Here is a 20,106-nt window from a genome sequence, read left to right on the forward strand (position 1 = left end):
TTCAGGGCTTTTTTGTTATCATTTTTATTTAATTGTCTCTTATGACGTGAATCAATCCTGAAAGAGTATGCGTTCCGGTCGTATCCGTGAAAGTCCCGTTAAACGTTACATCGGCGTAAGTACCTACCGCCCCTATAGGTGCAGCATTATAGGTAATTGTATTTGTTCCACCTGATCTTATCACTCCAAAGTCTGTTCCCTGTAAAACAAAGCCCAGCATCGCATTGGCTCCTGTACCGCCGGCTTGTCCATCTATACTGATTTCTTTTCCTAATTCATTGTTTCTTCCGAAAACAGAAAGGTAATTGTTCATGTCAATCGTAAAAGTTAAATTAGATTGCATTATCACCGTAGGATTACTGTCTATCTGATAGGAAATAAATTCAGTAATAGGATTACAGGCCGCAAAATTGCCAACATTTGTAGTGGCCGAATTTGAATAACTATACACTATTGCTTCAGAATAATTGGAGGTATTATAATCACCACCTCTTAATGAAAATGTCTCATTTGCTGATGTTCGCACCGTGTTAAAGCTGAATTGCCCATTGTTAACCGGGAAAAAGAACGACGAATAACCTTCTCTTATCAACATCATATATCCATTGGTCACGTTAGTATTTTCGCAATTCACTAAGTTTCCTGTAACTTGATTAAATATTAGTGCGGGGGAACCTTCAATTACAATATTTACAACAGCGTCTGTTACGAAAGGTCCAATTGCTGAATTGTAGATAATTGTAGAATAATTGGAAGCATACACCTGTAAAACCAAAGAACTGTTTTCGGGAATTAGCCCGGATGTTTGTCCATTACTATCGGTTAATCCGAAAGTGCTGTAACCATTCTGATCCGTTAATTCTATAATCTGGTTTACCAAAGGATTACCGTTATTATCATGTATATTTATAGTTAGAAGTATTGTAGAATTAGGAATATCACAATTCCACCATGAAAAATGGGAAACCGTTCCAACATAAGCATTACCAACTTTTGTTGCACTACCTTCTTCTATCCAATATCCTTTTGCATCGTCAAAATGCCATAGCGGGATAGTGTTTGGGGCAGTAGCTAATTGAGTAGCATCAATCGCCATTGATATTCCTGCAGTATGTCCTGACGCTATCTGAAGTTTTTGTCCGTTGCTTCCTTTTAGTTCCACATTCATCATTCCGTAAGTTTCCAAAACTTTTTCGGCACCGCTTTCATCTTTTGCATAAAGCATTCCCGGCATGAGACTGCTTAGGTTTTCATTTGATGCTTCCAAATGGTACATCGCTACCTGAACATCACCCGTGTAAGCATTACCATTTTCGTCCTGAAAAGCCCCGTCAAAATTTACGGTTGTACCATTAGGCAATGTAACTTCGCTTGCGACACCCGATGAAATGATTTGTACCGGAGTATTGGCAATCATCATAATTTTTACATTATTTATGCCACTTGTAGGGACCATTGCTCTTGAACCGTCTATAAAACCTGATTTTTTTGAAGTGATATAGGCAAACCGCTTATAAACTCCTGCGCCTTTTATGATAAAAACACCATTGACATCCGTCTGTGTCGTTTTATTTCCAATTTTAATTTCAGCATTTTGAATGGCAACACCATACTGATCAACCACCTGCCCCATGAAATCACGGGAAACGGCAGCACCGAAATTTTGAGTAAATGGATCACTAGCATTACTTGAAGAACCGTCATCGTTCGGGTTACAACCTACTATGAATAAAGCGGAAAGCAAAAATGTTAAAAACCTGAAGTGTTTTTTCATAAATTGAAGTGTTATACTTACAAAGATGACGAAATAAATGTTTCAATTATGTTAAAGAAAGAAAAAAACTTACAGTAATTTCTGCAATTGTACTTTTTCACGCTCTGGCAAAGTCGGAAGCAATTCTTCAAAGTATTTTTTAAACGTATCCTGTTTCACCATTTCCCTTATTTGCTCCCGACAGAATTTGGTAAACTGCCATTTGTAGTGGGTTAATCCGTTTACGAGATTGGGCAATACGTTTTTATCGGCTTTATTCAGAAACAATAAATTCACAATGGCATTTTGTCTGGTATTAGCTTCAAACTTCGGTGTGGAATAGGTCAATAATTCATCATAAAACGTTACCTTATTCTCGTTTTGATAGTCTTTTGTCGCTAAAGCCATCGTTAGCCAGGCTACTCTTAAATTTTTATCGTTAAAGCCAACCCAATCCTTAGTTTTATCTAACAAACTGATACGGTTTTCCGGAAACTGCGCCATCAGATTTTTAAACGCCATTTCTCTAGTCAGATAGGAAGCGTCATTTAACAGCGTACTGTATTCCGATTTGAAATCCAATGGAATTTGCTTCATTGTTACGGCAATTGCTTGTCTGACTTTGAGATTGTTGGTCTGCATCGCCTTTACAAGCAATTCTTTTTTCTCTTCAAACGGCACTTCCTGAAGCTGATAAATCACTTCTTCTTTCAATGGATAAAAAGCATCCGAACCAAAAATCGTTTCAAATTGCTTTTGCTTTTCGGAAAAAGGCGTTTCAAACTGTTCGGTCAGCGCCAGATAATCGGAAATGAATTTGTTTTTCTTCAATATTGCCAAGGCTTCCTGTACTTCAAAACCGGATTGTTCCAGCCATACTTTCTTAAATGCATTGGTATCGAATTTGGACACTTTATTGACCTCAGCCAGAAAATCATCGGTATTGACGTTTTTGAATCCGTAGTTGTTCAGATAATTTTTAACCGCTTTCCGAAAGTTTTCTTCTCCGATATTCCTACGCAAATAATGTAACGCCCAGGCACCTTTCTGATAAAACGTCAGCGAACTTGCTTTTTCATTCATCAGCGGAATTGTATCGTTTTTGGAAGCCCGTTGCAAGGTTTCGGCCGTTTGGTATAATTCGAAATTAAAATGATCTTCGCCAAACAATTCTTTTTCAGCCAATAAAGCATAATAGGTAGCAAATCCTTCCTGCAACCAATGATGCTTCCCGGATTGGGCTGTAATCATATCGCCAAACCACTGATGGGCAAGCTCGTGCGCATTCACGTTCACATAGGTTCGGTCGTTAAACCCAATTTCATCCACCACAAAATCCTGTGCAAAAATCGTAGCACTCGTATTTTCCATTCCGGCATACAAAAAATCCATTACCGGAACCTGACGGTAGACTTCCCACGGGTACTTCACGCCTATTTCTCGTTCAAAAAAATCGAATATCTCTTTAGAATACTTGTAAGTTGTCGCGAATTTTGAAGCATCTTCTTCCCTTAAATAAAATTCCAATGGTGTTCCGGAAGCTGTAATTTCGGTTTGTTTTACAAATTTTCCGATGGCGAGCATAACCAGATAGGAACTCATCGGCTGTTGCATCTGATAGTTCCAGGTTTTGATGTTCTCTTTACTGTTATAGCCGACATTTTTCAATACGCCGTTGGAAAGCACGTCAAAATCATTTCGGAAATCAACCGATACGTTAAAAATGACCTTCTCATTTACATCGTCAAAACTGGGCAGCCAATGACTGGTGTATTTTCCCTGTCCCTGAGTCCAAATTTGTCCGTTAGAAGCGTCTCCCACAAAATACATCGTTTGTTTTGGCTGGGCCGAATAGGAAAACTCCAGTTTGTTTTTTCCTTTCTTAAAACCTTTGTAAATCTTCAACGACTTTCCTGAATTTTTGAATGGAACCGCTTTTCCGTTGATTTTCATTTCACTGAATTCCATTCGCACCGCATCGATTTTTATGGTATCAATCTTAGACTTCACCACAAAATCATAAACCACCTTTCCCGTAACGGATTTTTCAATTGCATTTGGGGTCAAATGGGCATTAAGTGATATAAAATCGACTTTTTTGGTTTGTTGTGCGAAAACAAATGAAGTTATAAAGAGGAATATATATTTCATGTTTTATAAATCTGAAAAACCAAAAATACAAACAAATAAATTGTATATCCCTATAAGCCATTGAAGATCTGTAAAACTCAAAAAAACTTATCTGACTTATATGTTTTAGAATTAAATAATTTAGTTCGTAAGTTTACACTCAAATTCAAATTTGTGAAATCCCAGGATTGGAAAAACGCAATCACTAATGACTACTTTTTTCATTGGGATACCATGTTCCAATAAAAAACAAATATTATCTGCACATGATAAAGAAAGCCATTTTCAATTGGAGCAGCGGAAAAGATTCTGCATTAGCCCTATACAAAACCCTTCAGAATCCGGATATCGAAATCGTTTCATTACTGACCAGCGTAAACAAACAATTCAACCGTATTTCCATGCACGGTGTTCGCGCGGAACTTTTGGAACAACAAGCCGAAAGCATCGGTTTACCACTTCATAAAATGGAAATTCCCGAAATGCCTTCCATGGAAGTTTACGAAAACGTAATGCGGGAAACCTTGGAGAAATTTAAAGAAAAAGGGGTTACGCATTCTATTTTCGGAGATATTTTTCTGGAAGATTTGCGAAAATACCGTGAAGACAAATTGGCGCAAATGCAACTCGAAGGTATCTTCCCATTATGGAAAAACGACACCAAAGAATTGATTCAGGAGTTTTTGGATTTGGGTTTCAAAACGATTGTAACCTGTGTGAACGAACGCAATCTTAACAAAAGCTTTGCCGGTCGTATCATTGACGCGCAATTTATAGCTGATTTACCTGATGATGTTGATGTTTGCGGCGAAAACGGCGAGTTCCATACCTTTACTTTCGACGGGCCGATTTTCTCGAAACCCATTGATTTTGAAGTCGGTGACATCGTGTACCGCAAATATGAAAAACCAAAACAGGAAGGGTCCAATGATGCTTGCGACACCAGCAATTCCGATGCTTTTGATTACGGATTTTGGTATTGCGATTTGATTCCCGGTTAGCTAAATTACATCTCGTTTTGTAACGCTTCCCGAATTGTTTCGGCATCATTAGCCACTTTAGTAATTATTCCTTTCTTATTAATAACATAATGCGTCGGAAATAGTTGAGTCTCTAAAGTCTTTTTCATGAATTCGTCCTGATTTGGGATAACAGCATACTCAAAATCTTTTTTTGAAAGGAATTGTTTCAAATCGGATTGCGAATCGGAAGCCAAACTAATAAAAACCACATCTTCTCGATTTTTATATTGTGCCACCATTTTATTAAGCAGCGGCATTTCTTCAACGCATTTTTTACAATGAATGAACCAACACTTCAGCACTACGTTTTTTCCTTTTGTATTTTCTGAAGTATACAAATTCCCATTTAAATCGACGAAACGGAACGGTTTCATTTCCTGTCCTTCTTTCAGAAAATTCGCCAATTCAATCTGAGCTACGTTCTTTATGGTACTGCTTATATTTTCATCTGCATTTGCCTTTAATTTATAAAGTCTGTAAGCGCTATTTCGCTTATCCGAAGAACAACTCAGTGGAATGTATTCTCCCGTACAAAGCGATTTTAAAAAAACCTCTTTACTGATATCTTTTAAATCAGCATCAAGCGGTTTAAACTTTGAGGAAAGCTTTATGGAGTCGTTATAATACAACCACCAATCCTGATATGAGTTTTCAAGTCGTCCTCCAATTGCATCATAATCAGTATTATTCGATTTCTGACAGGATACCGTTATAAGAAAACAAATCAGAATGGACATGAAACATCGATACATAAATCGTTTTTGTGAGATTTACCTCAAATATAGTTTTAAAAATAAATCTAAACATCTTTTAAAATAAAAAAATTAAGTTTTATCTTCGTTTTCAGACTTTACAAGCCAAAATGAACAACCTTCTCGACACTCCCATAGAATATTTAAAAGGCGTTGGTCCTCAGCGCGGGGATTTATTGCGTAAGGAACTCGACATTCACCGTTACGGGGATTTGATTAATTTGTATCCGAACCGTTATATCGACCGAACGCGGTATTACAAAATCAACGAACTGCAAAACAGTAATTCCGAAGTGCAGATAGTAGGGAAAGTGATTCACATCAAATCCGTAGAACAGAAAAAAGGCAAACGTTTGGTCGCCACTTTCGTGGATGATACCGGCGAAATGGAACTGGTTTGGTTTCAGGGGCAGAAATGGGTACGCGAAAGTCTGAAACTGAATACCCCTTATGTGATTTTCGGAAAAACGACGTCCTTCAATGGTTTGTTCAACATGGCGCATCCGGAAATGGAATTGCTCGAAGAACACAAAGCGAGTTTACGATCGGCAATGCAGCCGGTTTATCCAAGTACCGAAAAGCTTGCCAACAAAGGAATTTCAAACAAGGTCATCAATAAAATAATGCAGCAGTTGTTCATTGAAACGCATGCTTTATTCACCGAAACTTTGCCGGGTTATTTATTGGACGAATTAAAACTGATTCCGAAAAACGCAGCGTTATTCAACATCCATTTTCCGAAGAGTCAGGAACTGTTGGCCAAAGCGCAATTCCGACTGAAATTTGAAGAATTGTTCTTTATTCAGCTCCAGCTGATTACCAAAAACCTCATCCGAAAACATAAAATCAAAGGTCACCCGTTTGAAAAAGTAGGCGATTATTTCACTACGTTTTACAACAACCATTTGCCGTTTGATTTAACCAATGCGCAGAAAAAAGTACTCAAGGAAATCCGTAACGATTTAGGCAGTAACGCCCAAATGAACCGATTGCTTCAGGGTGATGTCGGCTCCGGAAAAACGATTGTCGGACTGATGAGTATGCTTTTGGCTATCGATAACGGATTTCAGGCGTGTTTGATGGCACCAACGGAAATACTTGCTTCACAGCATTTTAACGGTATTACCGAATTAGCCAAAGACTTAAACCTTAACATAAAATTATTAACCGGTTCGACTAAAACAGCAGACAGAAAAGTTATCCATGAAGAATTGGAAAACGGCAGTCTTCATATAATCATCGGAACGCATGCGCTGTTAGAAGACAAAGTTCAGTTTCAAAATTTAGGTTTGGCGATTATTGACGAACAGCACCGTTTCGGCGTGGAGCAACGCAGCAAACTGTGGCAGAAAAATGAAGTGCCGCCGCATGTTTTGGTGATGACCGCCACTCCTATTCCGCGAACGCTGGCAATGAGTTTGTATGGCGATTTGGATATTTCGGTGATTGACGAACTGCCTCCGGGAAGAAAACCGATTCAAACCGTACACCGCTTCGACAGTAACCGGTTGAAAGTATGGAAGTTCCTGAAAGACGAAATTGCCAAAGGCAGACAGATTTACATCGTATATCCGTTAATTCAGGAATCGGAAAAAATGGATTATAAAGATCTGATGGACGGTTACGAAGGGATTTCACGGGATTTTCCGTTGCCTCAATACTCGGTTTCCATTGTTCACGGAAAAATGAAACCTGCTGAAAAAGATGCCGAAATGAAACGCTTTTCGGAAGGAAAGACGAATATTATGGTGGCAACTACCGTTATTGAAGTTGGCGTAAATGTTCCTAACGCGAGTGTGATGATTATTGAAAGTGCCGAACGTTTCGGATTGTCGCAATTGCATCAGCTGCGAGGACGTGTTGGTCGTGGTGCCGAACAGAGTTATTGTATCCTGATGACCAGTCATAAACTGAGTAACGATACCAAAACCCGCATCGAAACCATGTGTCGCACCAACGACGGTTTTGAAATTGCAGAAGTCGATTTGAAACTCCGCGGTCCCGGTGATATCATGGGAAAACAACAAAGCGGTGTTTTGAATTTACAGATAGCCGATTTGGTAAAAGACAAAGACATTCTGCAATTAGCACGCCATCATGCGATAAAACTATTGAAAGACGACGCGCCGATGGAAAAACCGGAACATCAAACGTTACGAAAAGTGTTCATTGAATTAAGCAAGAAAAAAACGATTTGGAATTATATTAGTTAGAATGAAACAAGAACAAGAGACAAGAAAATAGATGATAGAAAATAGACAAGCATTCATAATTCATAATTCATAACTCAAATATGGTACAATACAACCCGAAAGACTGGATAACATTCATTTTCCGATTTCATAAAGCCGATACTTTTCGGCAACTTTTACCTATGATGCTTTTCATCGGATTGTATTCGTATGGAATCGGCTATCTGGAAATGGAATACTTCAAACTTTCCGAAACCAGTCATGTAAAAAACATCTCCATCATGCACGGGATGTTGGGTTTTGTGATTTCCTTATTGTTGGCTTACCGCACCAATACCGCTTATGATCGTTGGTGGGAAGGACGAAAAATGTGGGGCAGTTTGGTGAATAACAGTCGGAATCTGGCCATCAAACTTTCCGTTATTCTAAAAGACGAACACGACAGGAACTTTTTCAGAAAAACCATTCCGAGTTATGCCTCCATTCTCAACAAACATCTGAAAAATGAAGAAACCGGACTCATGCTTTTTGACGGACTGGATTTAAAAATCGATCATGAAAAACACCGCCCGAACCAAATTGCCAAAATGTTGTTTCAAAAGGTGAACGATATGTATTCTTCAGGGAAAATAACGGGCGACCAACTCATAATTCTGAATAACGAAATCCAATCGTTTACCGATGTTTGCGGCGCTTGCGAACGTATTAAAAATACCCCTATCCCCTACTCTTACAGTGCTTTCATCAAAAAATTCATTTTCTTTTATGTGATGACGCTGCCTTTTGGTTATGTTTTCAGTTTAGGGTATTATGTGGTTCCTGTGGTCGTTTTTATTTTTTACGTTTTGGCGAGTCTGGAGCTGATTGCCGAAGAAATCGAGGATCCGTTTGGCAACGACGAGAACGATTTACCTACAAAAAAAATATCGGAAAATATCAAACGACACATTGAGGAAATTTTGTAAAAATTCGTTTATCAAAACACTACTTTAGATATAAATCGTATAAAGGTAACACTGATATATAGTAGCGTTGGATTTAATCCTCAATAAACTAGGGATTTAAGACTATCTATTTTTAAAAGAACTCCTTAATACTCCAACTATTTCACTATTTTTGCTTTATATCTTCTGCTAAAAAAGGTTAGCCTATTTTATGGAATGGAGGAAGACTATATCAAATAAAAAAGAAACTGACAGACATCAATGCTTTTTAACTCAATAGACTTCGCAATATTTTTACCAATAATTTTCATTCTGTATTGGTTTGTAACCAACAAAAATTTAAAAGCCCAAAATATTTTACTGTTAACCGCCAGCTATTTTTTTTATGCTTGTTGGGATTGGCGTTTTTTATTTTTATTGATGTTTTCGACTCTTTTGGACTATTACACAGGACTGAAAATGTGTGGTGTTCAAGACCAAAAAGCTAAAAAGTTTTGGTTTTGGCTGAGTATATTCATAAACCTTGGCTTTCTGGGAGTGTTCAAATATTATAATTTTTTCGCAGACTCTTTTGCAGAAGCGCTTTCACAGCTGGGAGTACAAATCAATCCTTTAACACTAAGCGTTATCCTTCCCGTAGGAATATCATTTTACACTTTTCACGGATTGTCTTACGTAATAGATATTTACAAAGGCAGGGTTAAAGCTGAACGAAATTTTGTGGATTATTCGGTATTTGTAAGCTTTTTTCCTTTGTTGGTTGCCGGACCAATTGAAAGAGCTACTCATTTGTTACCGCAAATAAAAAAGAAACGATCTTTTGATTATTCAAAAGCTGTTGATGGTTTAAGACAAATTTTATGGGGGTTATTCAAGAAGATTGTAATTGCAGATAATTGTGCTTTTTTTGCCAACGAAATTTTTAATAATTCGTCTGATTATTCGGGAAGTACCCTCGTTTTAGGCGCATTATTTTTTACATTTCAGATTTATGGAGATTTTTCCGGGTATTCCGATATCGCATTAGGTACAGCGAGATTATTTGGTATTGAACTATTGCAAAACTTTTCATTTCCTTACTTTTCAAGAGACATTGCCGAGTTTTGGAGACGTTGGCATATTTCACTTTCTACCTGGTTTAGGGATTATTTATATATCCCTCTGGGAGGAAGTAGTGGCGAAACCGTCATGAGAATACGAAATACATTCATCATTTTTATTGTAAGCGGATTTTGGCATGGCGCCAATTGGACCTTTATCATATGGGGATTACTGAATGCTTTATATTTCCTTCCGCTACTCTTAACGAACAAAAACAGAAAGAATATGGAAATCGTTGCTAAATCACGATTTCTTCCTTCTCCCAAAGATTTTTTCAATATTCTATTGACTTTCGGATTAACAGTACTTGCCTGGATATTTTTCAGAGCAGAAAATATCGGACACGCCATTTCATATTTGTCAGGAATATTTTCATTGGATTTATTTTCCGTCCCTAAATTTCCTGGTATGGGGAAAGCTTTGTCCACTATACTTCTTATTCTTTTCTTCATTGCAATCGAATGGATGGGCCGAGAAAACAAATATGCAATTGAAAAAATTGGGTCAAAAGTAAGCAGACCCTTAAGATGGTCCTTTTATGTATTGATTATTTTTTTAATCGGAATGTTTCTTGAAACAGAGGAAACTCCATTTATTTATTTTCAATTTTAATATCATGAAACAATTTGCAAAAAACATAGTTCTATTTATTGTATTCACCTGCATTGCCTATCCAATATTAATTTCGATTTCCGGTTATCTTTTACCGCAAAAATTATCGCCAAACATTAACTATAGAATAGGATCTTACGGACACATGTATACACGTTTGAATGAGGCAAAAAATTTTAAAGGCGAACTGGATGTGCTGTTTTTAGGGTCATCACACTCGTACAGGGGATTTGACACGAGAAATTTTAATGATTTGAAAACTTTTAATTTGGGATCGAGTGCTCAAACTCCAATTCAAACAAACGCATTGTTGGATCGGTATTTAGACAAATTAAATCCTAAAATGATCGTTTATGAAGTATATCCAAACACTTTTACAAGTGATGGTGTAGAATCCTCTCTGGACATTATCGCAAATGACAAAAATGATCTAAATTCATTGGAAATGGCTTTCGAAATCAACCATATCAAAGTCTACAACACTTTAATTTATGGTTTTTTCAGAGATGCTTTTGAACTAAACAAATCGTTTTCCGAACCAATTAAAAAAGGGGAAGACACTTATATTCCCGGAGGATTTGTTCAAAGGAACATAACCTATTTCAAGCATATCGATTATCCTGAAAAAGATGAGTGGAAACTAAACGAGGAGCAAATAAAAGTTTTTGAAAGCATTGTCAAAAGAATTAAAGACAAGAAAATAAAACTCATGTTGGTTTATGCTCCTATCACATCATCCTACTATAAATCGCATACCAATAATGCCTATTTCGATAAATTTATCACCAGTCACCATGCTGAATATTATAATTTCAATACGATGTTGACGCTAAATGATTCGTTACATTTCTACGACTCCAATCATTTAAATCAAAATGGAGTCAGGGAGTTTAACAAAAAATTATTGGAATTGATAGACTTGAATAAGAAATAGAAACAAAACTTAAGTCTATTGTCAAATGATGGAGTACGAAGGGAATTCCGAACATCAGTGATTTGAAAAAACAGAACGGAAAATCCAATTTAAAGGACATTTTCATTCCACTTGCGTCAGAACCTATTATAATATTGTGGATTCGAAACAAGTCAAGGAAATTTTGTGATTTCAGTAAAAATTTAACGCTGAAGTCATCGGTTAAAAAATAAAATAAGTACATTTAGTTTATTGAAAATGACTATTTTATTTATTTCACTTGCCCCCCCGATGAATCAGAACAGGACTTTACTTAACGCGCCTATATTAACCAATGAAAAATCACTGAAAACACTGGTTGAAAACAGAACGGTTTACTCCTTAAATAATTGCGAATTAAATTTATTTGAAACGTATCAGGAATCACAACGCGTTCCTTTAAAATTCAATGATTTGGTGGTAACCAGCATGCTTAGGGGCAAAAAAGTAATGCATCTTTTCGATGATCCGGAATTTGAATATTTACCCGGTGAAACGGTGGTGATTCCGTCGAATGTGGAAATGAAAATCGATTTTCCGGAAGCCTCAAAAAACAATCCTACACAGTGTCTGGCTTTGGCAATTGACCATTTTAAAATCAACGAAACGCTTCACTACCTAAACGATCGTTATCCTAAGGAAGGAACCGATAATTTCTGGAAACTGGATTCGGAAAATTATTTCTTTTACAACAATGTTGAGTTGGCGTCCACCATCAACAAACTCATCAAAGAATGCATGGGAACTTCCATCACCAAAGACGCGCTTGCCGATTTGACCCTTCAGGAATTACTGATCCGGATTATCCAGACGCAAACGGTAAAAGCCATCGACACCAATAAAACCATCGACAAAAACAGTCCGCTTCTTCCTATTTTAGAACACATCCGAAACAACATTCGTGAAAACATCAATCTGAAAGAACTGAGTGACAAAGCCTTTATGAGTACGACTACATTTTATCGTTATTTCAAAAGAGAATTAGGCATGAGTCCGATTGAGTTCATCTTAAATGAAAAAATGAAGTATGCCAAACGACTGCTTAAAAATCCTGGAATTCAGATAAACGAAGTGAGTTATGCTTCCGGGTTTGAAGATTGCAATTATTTCATCCGTATTTTTAAAAAGTACGAAGGCGTTACTCCGAAACAGTACCAATTGATGAACGTTACCAATTAATCAAACGTGTTGTATTTCACTGGTTCCAAATTTGCGGCTTCGGCATCCGTAAATAACCGATAGTGAATTGTAAACGTTTTTCCGTAAGGCACTTCCAACGAAAAACCACCTACTCCGAAACCATCCGCAACATCCAAAGTGAAATGTGCGTGTTTCCAGTATTCAAATAAATCTTTATCCACCCAAAAATCAAAACCTTCCACCTGACCGATGCATACATCGTTTGTTCTCGGAAAAAACGAGCCGACTTCAAGACATTGAGGCTGCGTTCCTTCGCAACAACCTCCAGCCTGATAGAAAAATAATGCCCCGAAATTCTCTTTCAGAAAAGCAATTGTCTCTTTTGCTTTCCCTGTAGCCTCTATTCTTTTTATCATCTTTAAAATTTAAGATTTATATTAAAAAAGTGCTCCCTAAGGAGCACCTTCCAACCGACTAACAACTACGAAACCGGATTAAAAAAAGCCTAATTTATTTTTATCATAAGAGATTAACATATTTTTGGTCTGACGGTAGTGATCCAACATTTGTTTATGATTTTCACGTCCTATCCCCGATTGCTTGTATCCGCCAAACGGAGCTCCAGCAGGATAAGCATGATATTGATTCACCCATACACGCCCGGCATGAATCGCACGCGGCACCTGATACAATTCATGCGCATCCCTTGTCCACACGCCTGCTCCCAATCCGTAAACTGAATCGTTGGCAATTTCAATAGCTTCTTCTGTGGTTTTAAAAGTGGTAACAGCTAATACAGGTCCGAAAATCTCTTCCTGGAAAATACGCATTTTGTTATGCCCTTTGAAAATGGTTGGCTTAATGTAGTAACCACCATCCAAATCATCGCCGAATTTATTCTCATCGCCACCAATCAACAGCTCTGCTCCTTCTTCTTTCCCTAAATTAATGTAGGTCATAATCTTATCCTTCTGAATTTTCGAAGCCTGTGCTCCCATCATTACCGAAGGATCCATTGGGTCGCCGGTTTTCACTGTTTGAACACGCTGAATCAGTTTTTCGATAAAACGGTCATAAATGGATTCATGAATTAACAAACGCGAGGGACACGTACAAATTTCACCCTGATTCAAACAATACAAAGCCGCACCTTCCAATGCTTTATCTAAAAAGGCATCGTCATGATCCATTACCGAAGGAAAGAAAATGTTTGGCGATTTACCTCCCAATTCCAAAGTAACCGGAATGATATTTTCAGTAGCATATTGCATTACCATTCGTCCGGTGGCTGTTGAACCCGTAAAAGCAGCTTTTGACACTTTCGGATTAGTTACCAAATGTCTGCCCAACTCGGAACCGAATCCGTTCACGATATTTATTACTCCTGCAGGAACCAAATCTCCTATAATTTCCATTAAAACCATGATGGAAATTGGTGTGTTTTCAGCCGGTTTCAACACAACGCAGTTTCCTGCAGCCAAAGCGGGTGCCAGTTTCCAAACGGCCATTAAAATTGGGAAATTCCAAGGGATAATCTGAGCCACAACTCCGATAGGTTCATGAACAATTAACGATACCGTATGCTCGTCCAATTCATTTACGGAACCTTCTTCCGCTCTGATGACACTGGCAAAATAACGGAAATGATCGATAGCCAACGGAATATCAGCCGCCATGGTTTCACGGATTGCTTTACCATTGTCAACCGTTTCCGCTGCGGCAATCAGCGTAAGATTATCTTCGATAACCTGTGCAATTTTGAACAACAGGTTACTTCTGTCTGTTGGCGACATTTTACTCCAGGTTTTAAAAGCTTCCGCGGCAGCGTCAACAGCTAAATTCAAATCTTCTTTCGAGGAATGTGCCGCTTTTGTAAACACTTTTCCATCAATCGGTGAAATAACATCAAAATAGTTTCCGTTTACCGGTGGCACGAATTTTCCTCCTATATAATTATCGTATTTATCTTTAAAATCGGGTCTTTGAATGGGATTACTCATAATTTGTTTGTTTTTTGTTTTATCCAAATTTAGTTTTCCGACAGGCAAAAAAGTAGCATATTTTATCCAAATGATAGCACATTATCGGCGGATTGGAATTATCCTGGAAAAAAATTACTTAAAATGTTGATATCTTTGGTTTTTACTTAACTTTATATGAAAATTCGTAACTATGAAAAAAACAACATTGCACATCATGACAGTATTGTTCCTGTCTTTAGCGCTTTTCAGTTGCAAGAATAAGGAACCGGATATAAAATCTGACCTAAAAGAATACTTCAAAAAAAGTGAGGTCGCACTTCAAACCGGTGGTATACAAATCATACCGATTGAGACTCCGAAAGGAACATTTAAAGTATGGACAAAACGTTTCGGGAACAATCCTAAAATCAAAGTTTTGCTGTTAAATGGCGGTCCGGGTGCAACTCATGAATATTTCGAATGCTTTGAGAGTTTTCTTCCGGAAGAAGGCATTGAATTCATTTATTACGATCAGTTGGGTTGTGGGAATTCCGACGATCCCAAAGACGTATCCATGTGGGATTTACCCCGTTACGTGGAAGAAGTGGAACAGGTTCGAAAAGCTTTACATCTTGATAAAGACAATTTCTATTTACTCGGACATTCCTGGGGCGGAATCTTAGCCATGGAATATGCGCTGAAGTACCAAAATAATATGAAAGGCCTTATCATTTCTAACATGATGGCAGATGCGATTGCCTATGGTAAGTATGCCGATGAGGTGTTAGCCAAACAAATGAACCCGGAAGTCTTAAGGGAACTCAGAGCCATTGAAGCCAAAAGTGATTTTTCCAACCCGCGTTATATGGAATTACTGATGCCTAACTTTTATGAAAAACACATTTTGCGTTTTCCTGCAAAAGACTGGCCGGAACCCGTTACGCGTTCTTTAGGAAAAACAAACCAATCGTTATACGTTACCATGCAGGGGCCAAGTGAATTCGGAATATCCGGTAAACTCGAAAAATGGAACCGCATGCCCGATTTGAAAAACATAACTATTCCAACATTAGTTATCGGAGCGCGATACGACACCATGGATCCGAAACACATGGAAGAAATGTCCAAACTCGTAAAAAAAGGAACCTATCTGTTCTGTCCTAAAGGTGCTCATATGGCGTTTTACGACGATCAGGAAATCTATTTCAAAGGATTGATTTCATTCCTGAAAAAATAAATTACAATCCAACACTCAACAAAAACAGTTCGCCTTAAAACGAGCTGTTTTTTTATTCCGATTTAGGCATAAAACCCTGAAATGAGCGATACAAATTAAACCACAATTATTATCTTTGCAGACTTATAAAACGATACAGCAATGCGTATATCCTATAATTGGTTAAAACAATTCATTAAAATAGACTGGAATTCGGAAGACGCTTCTGCTTTACTGACCGATTTGGGTCTTGAAGTTGAAGGGGTTGACAAATATGAAAGCCTTAAAGGCGGACTCTCGGGAGTTGTGGTTGGTCAAGTTCTGACCTGCGTGCAACATCCGAATGCCGATAAATTGAAAATCACAACGGTAGATTTAGGGGACGGAAACGCTCCTGTTCAGATTGTTTGCGGTGCTCCGAATGTGGCAGCAGGGCAAAAAGTACCTGTGGCGACCATCGGAACGAAATTGTACGATAAAGAAGGAAACGCTTTCGAAATCAAAAAAGGAAAAATCCGCGGAGAAGAAAGTCACGGAATGATTTGTGCCGAAGACGAATTAGGTCTTGGTGAAGGTCACGACGGAATCATGATTCTGGACGAAAAACTGGTTCCCGGTACTCCGGCTTCCAAAGTATTCAATATTGAAACCGATGAGGTTTTTGAAATCGGTTTAACGCCCAACCGTGCGGATGCCATGAGCCATTGGGGTGTAGCCCGCGATTTGCGTGCCGGATTAACCCAAAAAGGCATTAACCATTCCGAATTAATGACACCATCGGTAAGCAAGTTTAAAGTTGAAAAACGTACGCTTAAAATCGATATCAAGGTTGAAGACGCGAAGTTAGCACCAAGATATTGCGGTGTGACCATTTCCGGAATTACGGTAAAACCTTCACCAAGTTGGTTACAAAACCGTTTGAAAGCCATTGGCTTAACTCCGAAAAACAATGTCGTTGATGTTACCAATTACGTTTTACACGAATTAGGACAACCGTTACACGCCTTTGATGCCGCAAAAATCAAAGGAAATAAAGTTATTGTCAAGACACTTCCTTCCGGAACGAAATTCACTACGCTTGATGAGGTGGAACGCACATTACATGAAGAAGATCTGATGATTTGTGACGAAAACGGGCCAATGTGCATTGCGGGTGTGTTTGGAGGAAAAAATTCGGGAGTTACTGAAAACACAACCGACATTTTCCTGGAAAGTGCTTATTTCAATCCGGTTACAATTCGAAAAACCGCCAAAAGACATACGTTAAGTACGGATGCATCTTTCCGTTTTGAAAGAGGAATCGATCCGACAATTACCGAATATGCGATGAAACGTGCCGCACTTTTGATTCAGGAAGTGGCCGGCGGTGAAATCACTTCGGATCCGATTGATATTTACCCTAAGAAAATTGAAGATTTTTCAGTGATATTAAACTTCAACAATGTAAATAAAATTATCGGACAGGAAATTCCGAAAGAAACCATCAAGAAAATATTGGTTTCCTTAGACATCAAAGTAAACAGTGTTTCCGATGCCGGTTTGGGGTTAATCATTCCTGCTTACCGCGTTGATGTTCAGCGGGAAATTGATGTTATTGAAGAGATTTTACGGGTATACGGTTATAACAATATCGGTTTTACCACAAAACTGAACGCCTCGATTTCAAATTCTTCCCGTACGGAAGATTACAAAGTACAAAACATTGTTGCGAACCAATTGGTATCACAAGGTTTTAATGAAATGATGGCGAATTCTTTGACTTCTCCCGAGTACGTTAAATTATCGGAGAATTTAAAAGAAGAATTCAACGTAATGATGCTGAATCCGTTAAGCAACGATTTATCGACAATGCGCCAGTCGTTGTTATTCAGCGGATTAGAAGCGGTTTCCTATAATATCAACCGAAGAAATTCGGATTTAAAATTGTTTGAATTCGGGAAATCATACCACAAAATGCCTTCAGGTTACGATGAGATCAAGCATTTGACGTTATTCGTAACCGGAAACCGTTTGAGGGAGAGTTGGACAACTGCCGAAAAGCCGTCTGATTTCTTCCTGTTCAAAGGATACATCAATGCGATTTTATCCCGCTTGGGAATTGAAAAAACCAACACACAACCTTTAGAGAATGACGTTTTCGCTGAAGGGATAGCCTTATCCGTTGGCAAAGAAACGATTGTGGAATTCGGAACCGTAAAAAAATCGATTTTAAAACATTTCGACATCAAACAGGAAGTTTTGTATGCCGATTTCAATTGGGGTGAAATTTTAAAATTACTTTCCACAAAAATTAAATTTGTTGAAATTCCTAAATATCCTGAAGTACGAAGAGATTTGGCTTTATTGGTTGACAGTTCGGTTCCATTCGAACAATTGTTTTCCATTGCCAAGCAAACGGAAAAAACACTTCTGAAAGAGGTGAATCTGTTTGACGTTTATGAAGGAAACAATCTTCCGGAAGGAAAGAAATCATATGCTATAAGTTTTACGATTCAGGATACCGCAAAAACACTTACGGATGCCCAGATTGATAAAATCATGAGCAAGTTGCAGCAGAATTTTGAAAAAGAAGTTGGAGCCCAATTACGATAGTAAGCATTAAAAAAGCGGATTGATAAACAATCCGCTTTTTTTTATAACTAACTCGTTTAAACTCCGATTATGATTTTGGCAAAACCACCGTATCCACAACGTGTATAACACCGTTTGATTGGTTAACATCGGCAATGGTAACTTTAGAGCTGTTTCCGTTCTCATCGGTAATGTAGGCATCCTTTCCTTTCATCCACGCGGTTAAAGTGCCACCGCTAACGGTTTTTAAAGTTGCTTTGCCATTCCCCACTTTTATGGCTTTCGCAATATCTGAGGCATTCATCTTTCCGGCAACCACATGGTAGGTCAAAATGGTTTGCAACATTTTTAGGTTTTCCGGTTTCAATAAGGTCTCTACCGTTCCTTTTGGTAATTTGGCGAAGGCGTCATTGGTTGGGGCAAAAACGGTGAATGGTCCGGCAGTTTGCAACGTTTCAACCAAACCGGCTGCTTTTACGGCTGCCACTAAAGTGGTGTGGTCTTTGGAATTGACTGCATTCTCTACAATGTTCTTAGAAGGATACATGGCAGCGCCTCCCACCATAACTGTTTTCTCTTTCTGAGCAAAAGCAGTTGTTCCCATAAACATTGAAAAGGCGACTAAGCCAACCGATAAAATTCTTGAAGTTTCCATAAATAGTATTTTTAATTGTTTTATACAGTCATTTACGATAAAACATTGTGTATGGTTTTAAAAAAAATAAAATCCCGACTACAAAACTGCAATCAGGATTTAATACTATTATGAAGCGCTTAGTTTACTGCTTAATAAACCTGGTATTCGAAGTGCCTTTATCGGAATTGATTTTAATGAAATAATTTCCGGCTGCAAGATTGGAAACATCCACTTTTGAAACATGCTGTGCGCTCGGTACCACCAATACCAATTGTCCCAATTGATTGTAAATGCTTATGGAACTTACTTCAATCGTTTGTTTGGTTTCGATGTTCAAAACATCTTTTACAGGGTTTGGATATACTGTAAAATAAGTACCGAAACTGAAATCCTGAGTACTTAACGCCTGAATTGTTGTTACAGCCGTATTGGTTACGATTGGGAAATTGTAATCAAAATAAATGCTTGCCGAATTACTGAACGTATTTCCAACTACCAATGTTGGTTTCGTTTTGATTTTAAACGCCACATAGCCATCGTTATTGGCATCATCGAAAGGAAGATTGATGTTTTCAAAAATGAATTCCACTTTGTTTCCTGATGTGATATTCGTCACGAACGAATGAATTCCCTTAATTGGTACTAAAGAACTGATATCAAACTTATTTGTATCAATCATGTCTTTGACAACAATGTCTTCAGCGGGGAAAGTTCCGGTATTTTCAAAACGGATCATGTAATGCACATACTTCCCTACTTCACTTGGTGCAATTGTAGCACCTTCCAGACAGGTTTTATCGTTGGGATCGTATGAGTTTACAACTGTTTGATTTAAAGTGAAAGTGTTATCCATTGGTGTTTCGTCTGTGGCGGCTGAAGTTATTGTTGCAGTATAGTTTAAAATAACGTTCTGAACGTGTTCCACCACGTCACCCAACGTGGTAAATTGATAAAGACTATCAATTTTTTAATTTAACTTATCAATTTTTTGATATCGCTAACCAATTTTTTAGTTTAGTTAACCAATCAATTGAGTACATCTTTAAATTTTTTAAAACCAAGAAGCAATAAATTAAGTTACTTTCTTAACTCATACCGTTATTTTATCAATTGGAAGTAATTC

15 protein-coding genes are annotated in these 20,106 nt (G+C 37.9%); 8 read left to right on the forward strand and 7 right to left on the reverse strand.

Annotation, left to right across the window (positions count from 1 at the left end; translation table 11 throughout):
* Positions 1 to 28: 28 nt before the first annotated feature.
* Together BLQ05_RS12920 and BLQ05_RS12925 are read right to left on the reverse strand one after the other, a co-directional pair.
* On the reverse strand, positions 29 to 1,774 hold the full coding sequence (locus BLQ05_RS12920) for a hypothetical protein (RefSeq protein ID WP_023576917.1): 1,746 nt from the start codon (positions 1,772 to 1,774) through the stop codon (positions 29 to 31).
* Positions 1,775 to 1,843: 69 nt separating this feature from the next.
* Positions 1,844 to 3,904, reverse strand: a complete 2,061-nt coding sequence (locus tag BLQ05_RS12925; protein ID WP_023576918.1) for a M1 family metallopeptidase — start codon at positions 3,902 to 3,904, stop codon at positions 1,844 to 1,846.
* A gap of 245 nt (positions 3,905 to 4,149) precedes the next feature.
* On the opposite strand from BLQ05_RS12925, the gene BLQ05_RS12930 reads away from it, so the two are divergent.
* A complete protein-coding gene (locus tag BLQ05_RS12930) occupies positions 4,150 to 4,884 on the forward strand; it encodes a Dph6-related ATP pyrophosphatase (RefSeq protein WP_023576919.1) in 735 nt (244 codons plus the stop codon).
* A 5-nt stretch (positions 4,885 to 4,889) separates the two neighbouring features.
* On the opposite strand, the gene BLQ05_RS12935 is transcribed toward BLQ05_RS12930, so the two are convergent.
* Positions 4,890 to 5,657: a TlpA family protein disulfide reductase gene (locus BLQ05_RS12935; protein ID WP_023576920.1), complete on the reverse strand. Its 768-nt coding sequence runs from the start codon at positions 5,655 to 5,657 to the stop codon at positions 4,890 to 4,892.
* A gap of 110 nt (positions 5,658 to 5,767) precedes the next feature.
* On the opposite strand from BLQ05_RS12935, the gene recG reads away from it, so the two are divergent.
* The 5 genes from recG to BLQ05_RS12960 all read left to right on the forward strand — a co-directional run bounded on the left by recG (position 5,768) and on the right by BLQ05_RS12960 (position 12,637).
* Positions 5,768 to 7,870: an ATP-dependent DNA helicase RecG gene (recG, locus tag BLQ05_RS12940; protein ID WP_023576921.1), complete on the forward strand. Its 2,103-nt coding sequence runs from the start codon at positions 5,768 to 5,770 to the stop codon at positions 7,868 to 7,870.
* Between the two features lie 80 nt (positions 7,871 to 7,950).
* On the forward strand, positions 7,951 to 8,814 hold the full coding sequence (locus BLQ05_RS12945; RefSeq protein WP_023576922.1) for a bestrophin family protein: 864 nt from the start codon (positions 7,951 to 7,953) through the stop codon (positions 8,812 to 8,814).
* 240 nt (positions 8,815 to 9,054) lie between these two features.
* Positions 9,055 to 10,506, forward strand: coding sequence for an MBOAT family O-acyltransferase (locus tag BLQ05_RS12950; protein WP_023576923.1), 1,452 nt, complete (start codon positions 9,055 to 9,057; stop codon positions 10,504 to 10,506).
* A 4-nt stretch (positions 10,507 to 10,510) separates the two neighbouring features.
* Positions 10,511 to 11,440, forward strand: coding sequence for a hypothetical protein (locus BLQ05_RS12955; protein ID WP_023576924.1), 930 nt, complete (start codon positions 10,511 to 10,513; stop codon positions 11,438 to 11,440).
* Between the two features lie 270 nt (positions 11,441 to 11,710).
* On the forward strand, positions 11,711 to 12,637 hold the full coding sequence (locus BLQ05_RS12960) for an AraC family transcriptional regulator (RefSeq protein WP_023576926.1): 927 nt from the start codon (positions 11,711 to 11,713) through the stop codon (positions 12,635 to 12,637).
* Here BLQ05_RS12960 and BLQ05_RS12965 read toward each other — a convergent pair.
* Both BLQ05_RS12965 and BLQ05_RS12970 read right to left on the reverse strand, forming a co-directional pair.
* Complete coding sequence (locus BLQ05_RS12965; RefSeq protein ID WP_023576927.1) at positions 12,634 to 13,014, reverse strand: DUF779 domain-containing protein; 381 nt, start codon at positions 13,012 to 13,014, stop codon at positions 12,634 to 12,636. The two genes, BLQ05_RS12960 and BLQ05_RS12965, sit on opposite strands and share 4 nt — an antisense overlap.
* Before the next feature lie 78 nt (positions 13,015 to 13,092).
* Complete coding sequence (locus tag BLQ05_RS12970) at positions 13,093 to 14,598, reverse strand: aldehyde dehydrogenase family protein (RefSeq protein WP_035654643.1); 1,506 nt, start codon at positions 14,596 to 14,598, stop codon at positions 13,093 to 13,095.
* Between the two features lie 172 nt (positions 14,599 to 14,770).
* On the opposite strand from BLQ05_RS12970, the gene BLQ05_RS12975 reads away from it, so the two are divergent.
* Positions 14,771 to 15,796 carry a proline iminopeptidase-family hydrolase gene (locus tag BLQ05_RS12975; protein WP_023576929.1) on the forward strand — a complete coding sequence of 342 codons (1,026 nt, stop codon included), beginning with the start codon at positions 14,771 to 14,773 and terminating at the stop codon, positions 15,794 to 15,796.
* 141 nt (positions 15,797 to 15,937) lie between these two features.
* Positions 15,938 to 18,367, forward strand: coding sequence for a phenylalanine--tRNA ligase subunit beta (pheT, locus tag BLQ05_RS12980; protein ID WP_023576930.1), 2,430 nt, complete (start codon positions 15,938 to 15,940; stop codon positions 18,365 to 18,367).
* 67 nt (positions 18,368 to 18,434) lie between these two features.
* Here pheT and BLQ05_RS12985 read toward each other — a convergent pair whose 3' ends face one another.
* Positions 18,435 to 19,001 carry a fasciclin domain-containing protein gene (locus tag BLQ05_RS12985; protein WP_023576931.1) on the reverse strand — a complete coding sequence of 189 codons (567 nt, stop codon included), beginning with the start codon at positions 18,999 to 19,001 and terminating at the stop codon, positions 18,435 to 18,437.
* 124 nt (positions 19,002 to 19,125) lie between these two features.
* Positions 19,126 to 19,911 (reverse strand): T9SS type A sorting domain-containing protein, encoded by a 786-nt coding sequence (locus tag BLQ05_RS12990; RefSeq protein WP_238321146.1) that lies wholly within the window; start codon positions 19,909 to 19,911, stop codon positions 19,126 to 19,128.
* Between the last annotated feature and the right edge of the window lie 195 nt (positions 19,912 to 20,106).

Origin of the sequence: Flavobacterium saliperosum, assembly GCF_900100625.1 — a bacterium.
In the GTDB taxonomy this organism is placed as follows: Bacteria; Bacteroidota; Bacteroidia; order Flavobacteriales; family Flavobacteriaceae; genus Flavobacterium; species Flavobacterium saliperosum.

Coding starts and splice junctions, on each gene's coding strand:
- BLQ05_RS12920 (WP_023576917.1), bottom strand. CDS start 1,774: ATGAAAAAACACTTCAGGTTTTTAACATTTTTGCTTTCCGCTTTATTC.
- BLQ05_RS12925 (WP_023576918.1), bottom strand. CDS start 3,904: ATGAAATATATATTCCTCTTTATAACTTCATTTGTTTTCGCACAACAA.
- BLQ05_RS12930 (WP_023576919.1), top strand. CDS start 4,150: ATGATAAAGAAAGCCATTTTCAATTGGAGCAGCGGAAAAGATTCTGCA.
- BLQ05_RS12935 (WP_023576920.1), bottom strand. CDS start 5,657: ATGTATCGATGTTTCATGTCCATTCTGATTTGTTTTCTTATAACGGTA.
- recG (WP_023576921.1), top strand. CDS start 5,768: ATGAACAACCTTCTCGACACTCCCATAGAATATTTAAAAGGCGTTGGT.
- BLQ05_RS12945 (WP_023576922.1), top strand. CDS start 7,951: ATGGTACAATACAACCCGAAAGACTGGATAACATTCATTTTCCGATTT.
- BLQ05_RS12950 (WP_023576923.1), top strand. CDS start 9,055: ATGCTTTTTAACTCAATAGACTTCGCAATATTTTTACCAATAATTTTC.
- BLQ05_RS12955 (WP_023576924.1), top strand. CDS start 10,511: ATGAAACAATTTGCAAAAAACATAGTTCTATTTATTGTATTCACCTGC.
- BLQ05_RS12960 (WP_023576926.1), top strand. CDS start 11,711: ATGAATCAGAACAGGACTTTACTTAACGCGCCTATATTAACCAATGAA.
- BLQ05_RS12965 (WP_023576927.1), bottom strand. CDS start 13,014: ATGATAAAAAGAATAGAGGCTACAGGGAAAGCAAAAGAGACAATTGCT.
- BLQ05_RS12970 (WP_035654643.1), bottom strand. CDS start 14,598: ATGAGTAATCCCATTCAAAGACCCGATTTTAAAGATAAATACGATAAT.
- BLQ05_RS12975 (WP_023576929.1), top strand. CDS start 14,771: ATGAAAAAAACAACATTGCACATCATGACAGTATTGTTCCTGTCTTTA.
- pheT (WP_023576930.1), top strand. CDS start 15,938: ATGCGTATATCCTATAATTGGTTAAAACAATTCATTAAAATAGACTGG.
- BLQ05_RS12985 (WP_023576931.1), bottom strand. CDS start 19,001: ATGGAAACTTCAAGAATTTTATCGGTTGGCTTAGTCGCCTTTTCAATG.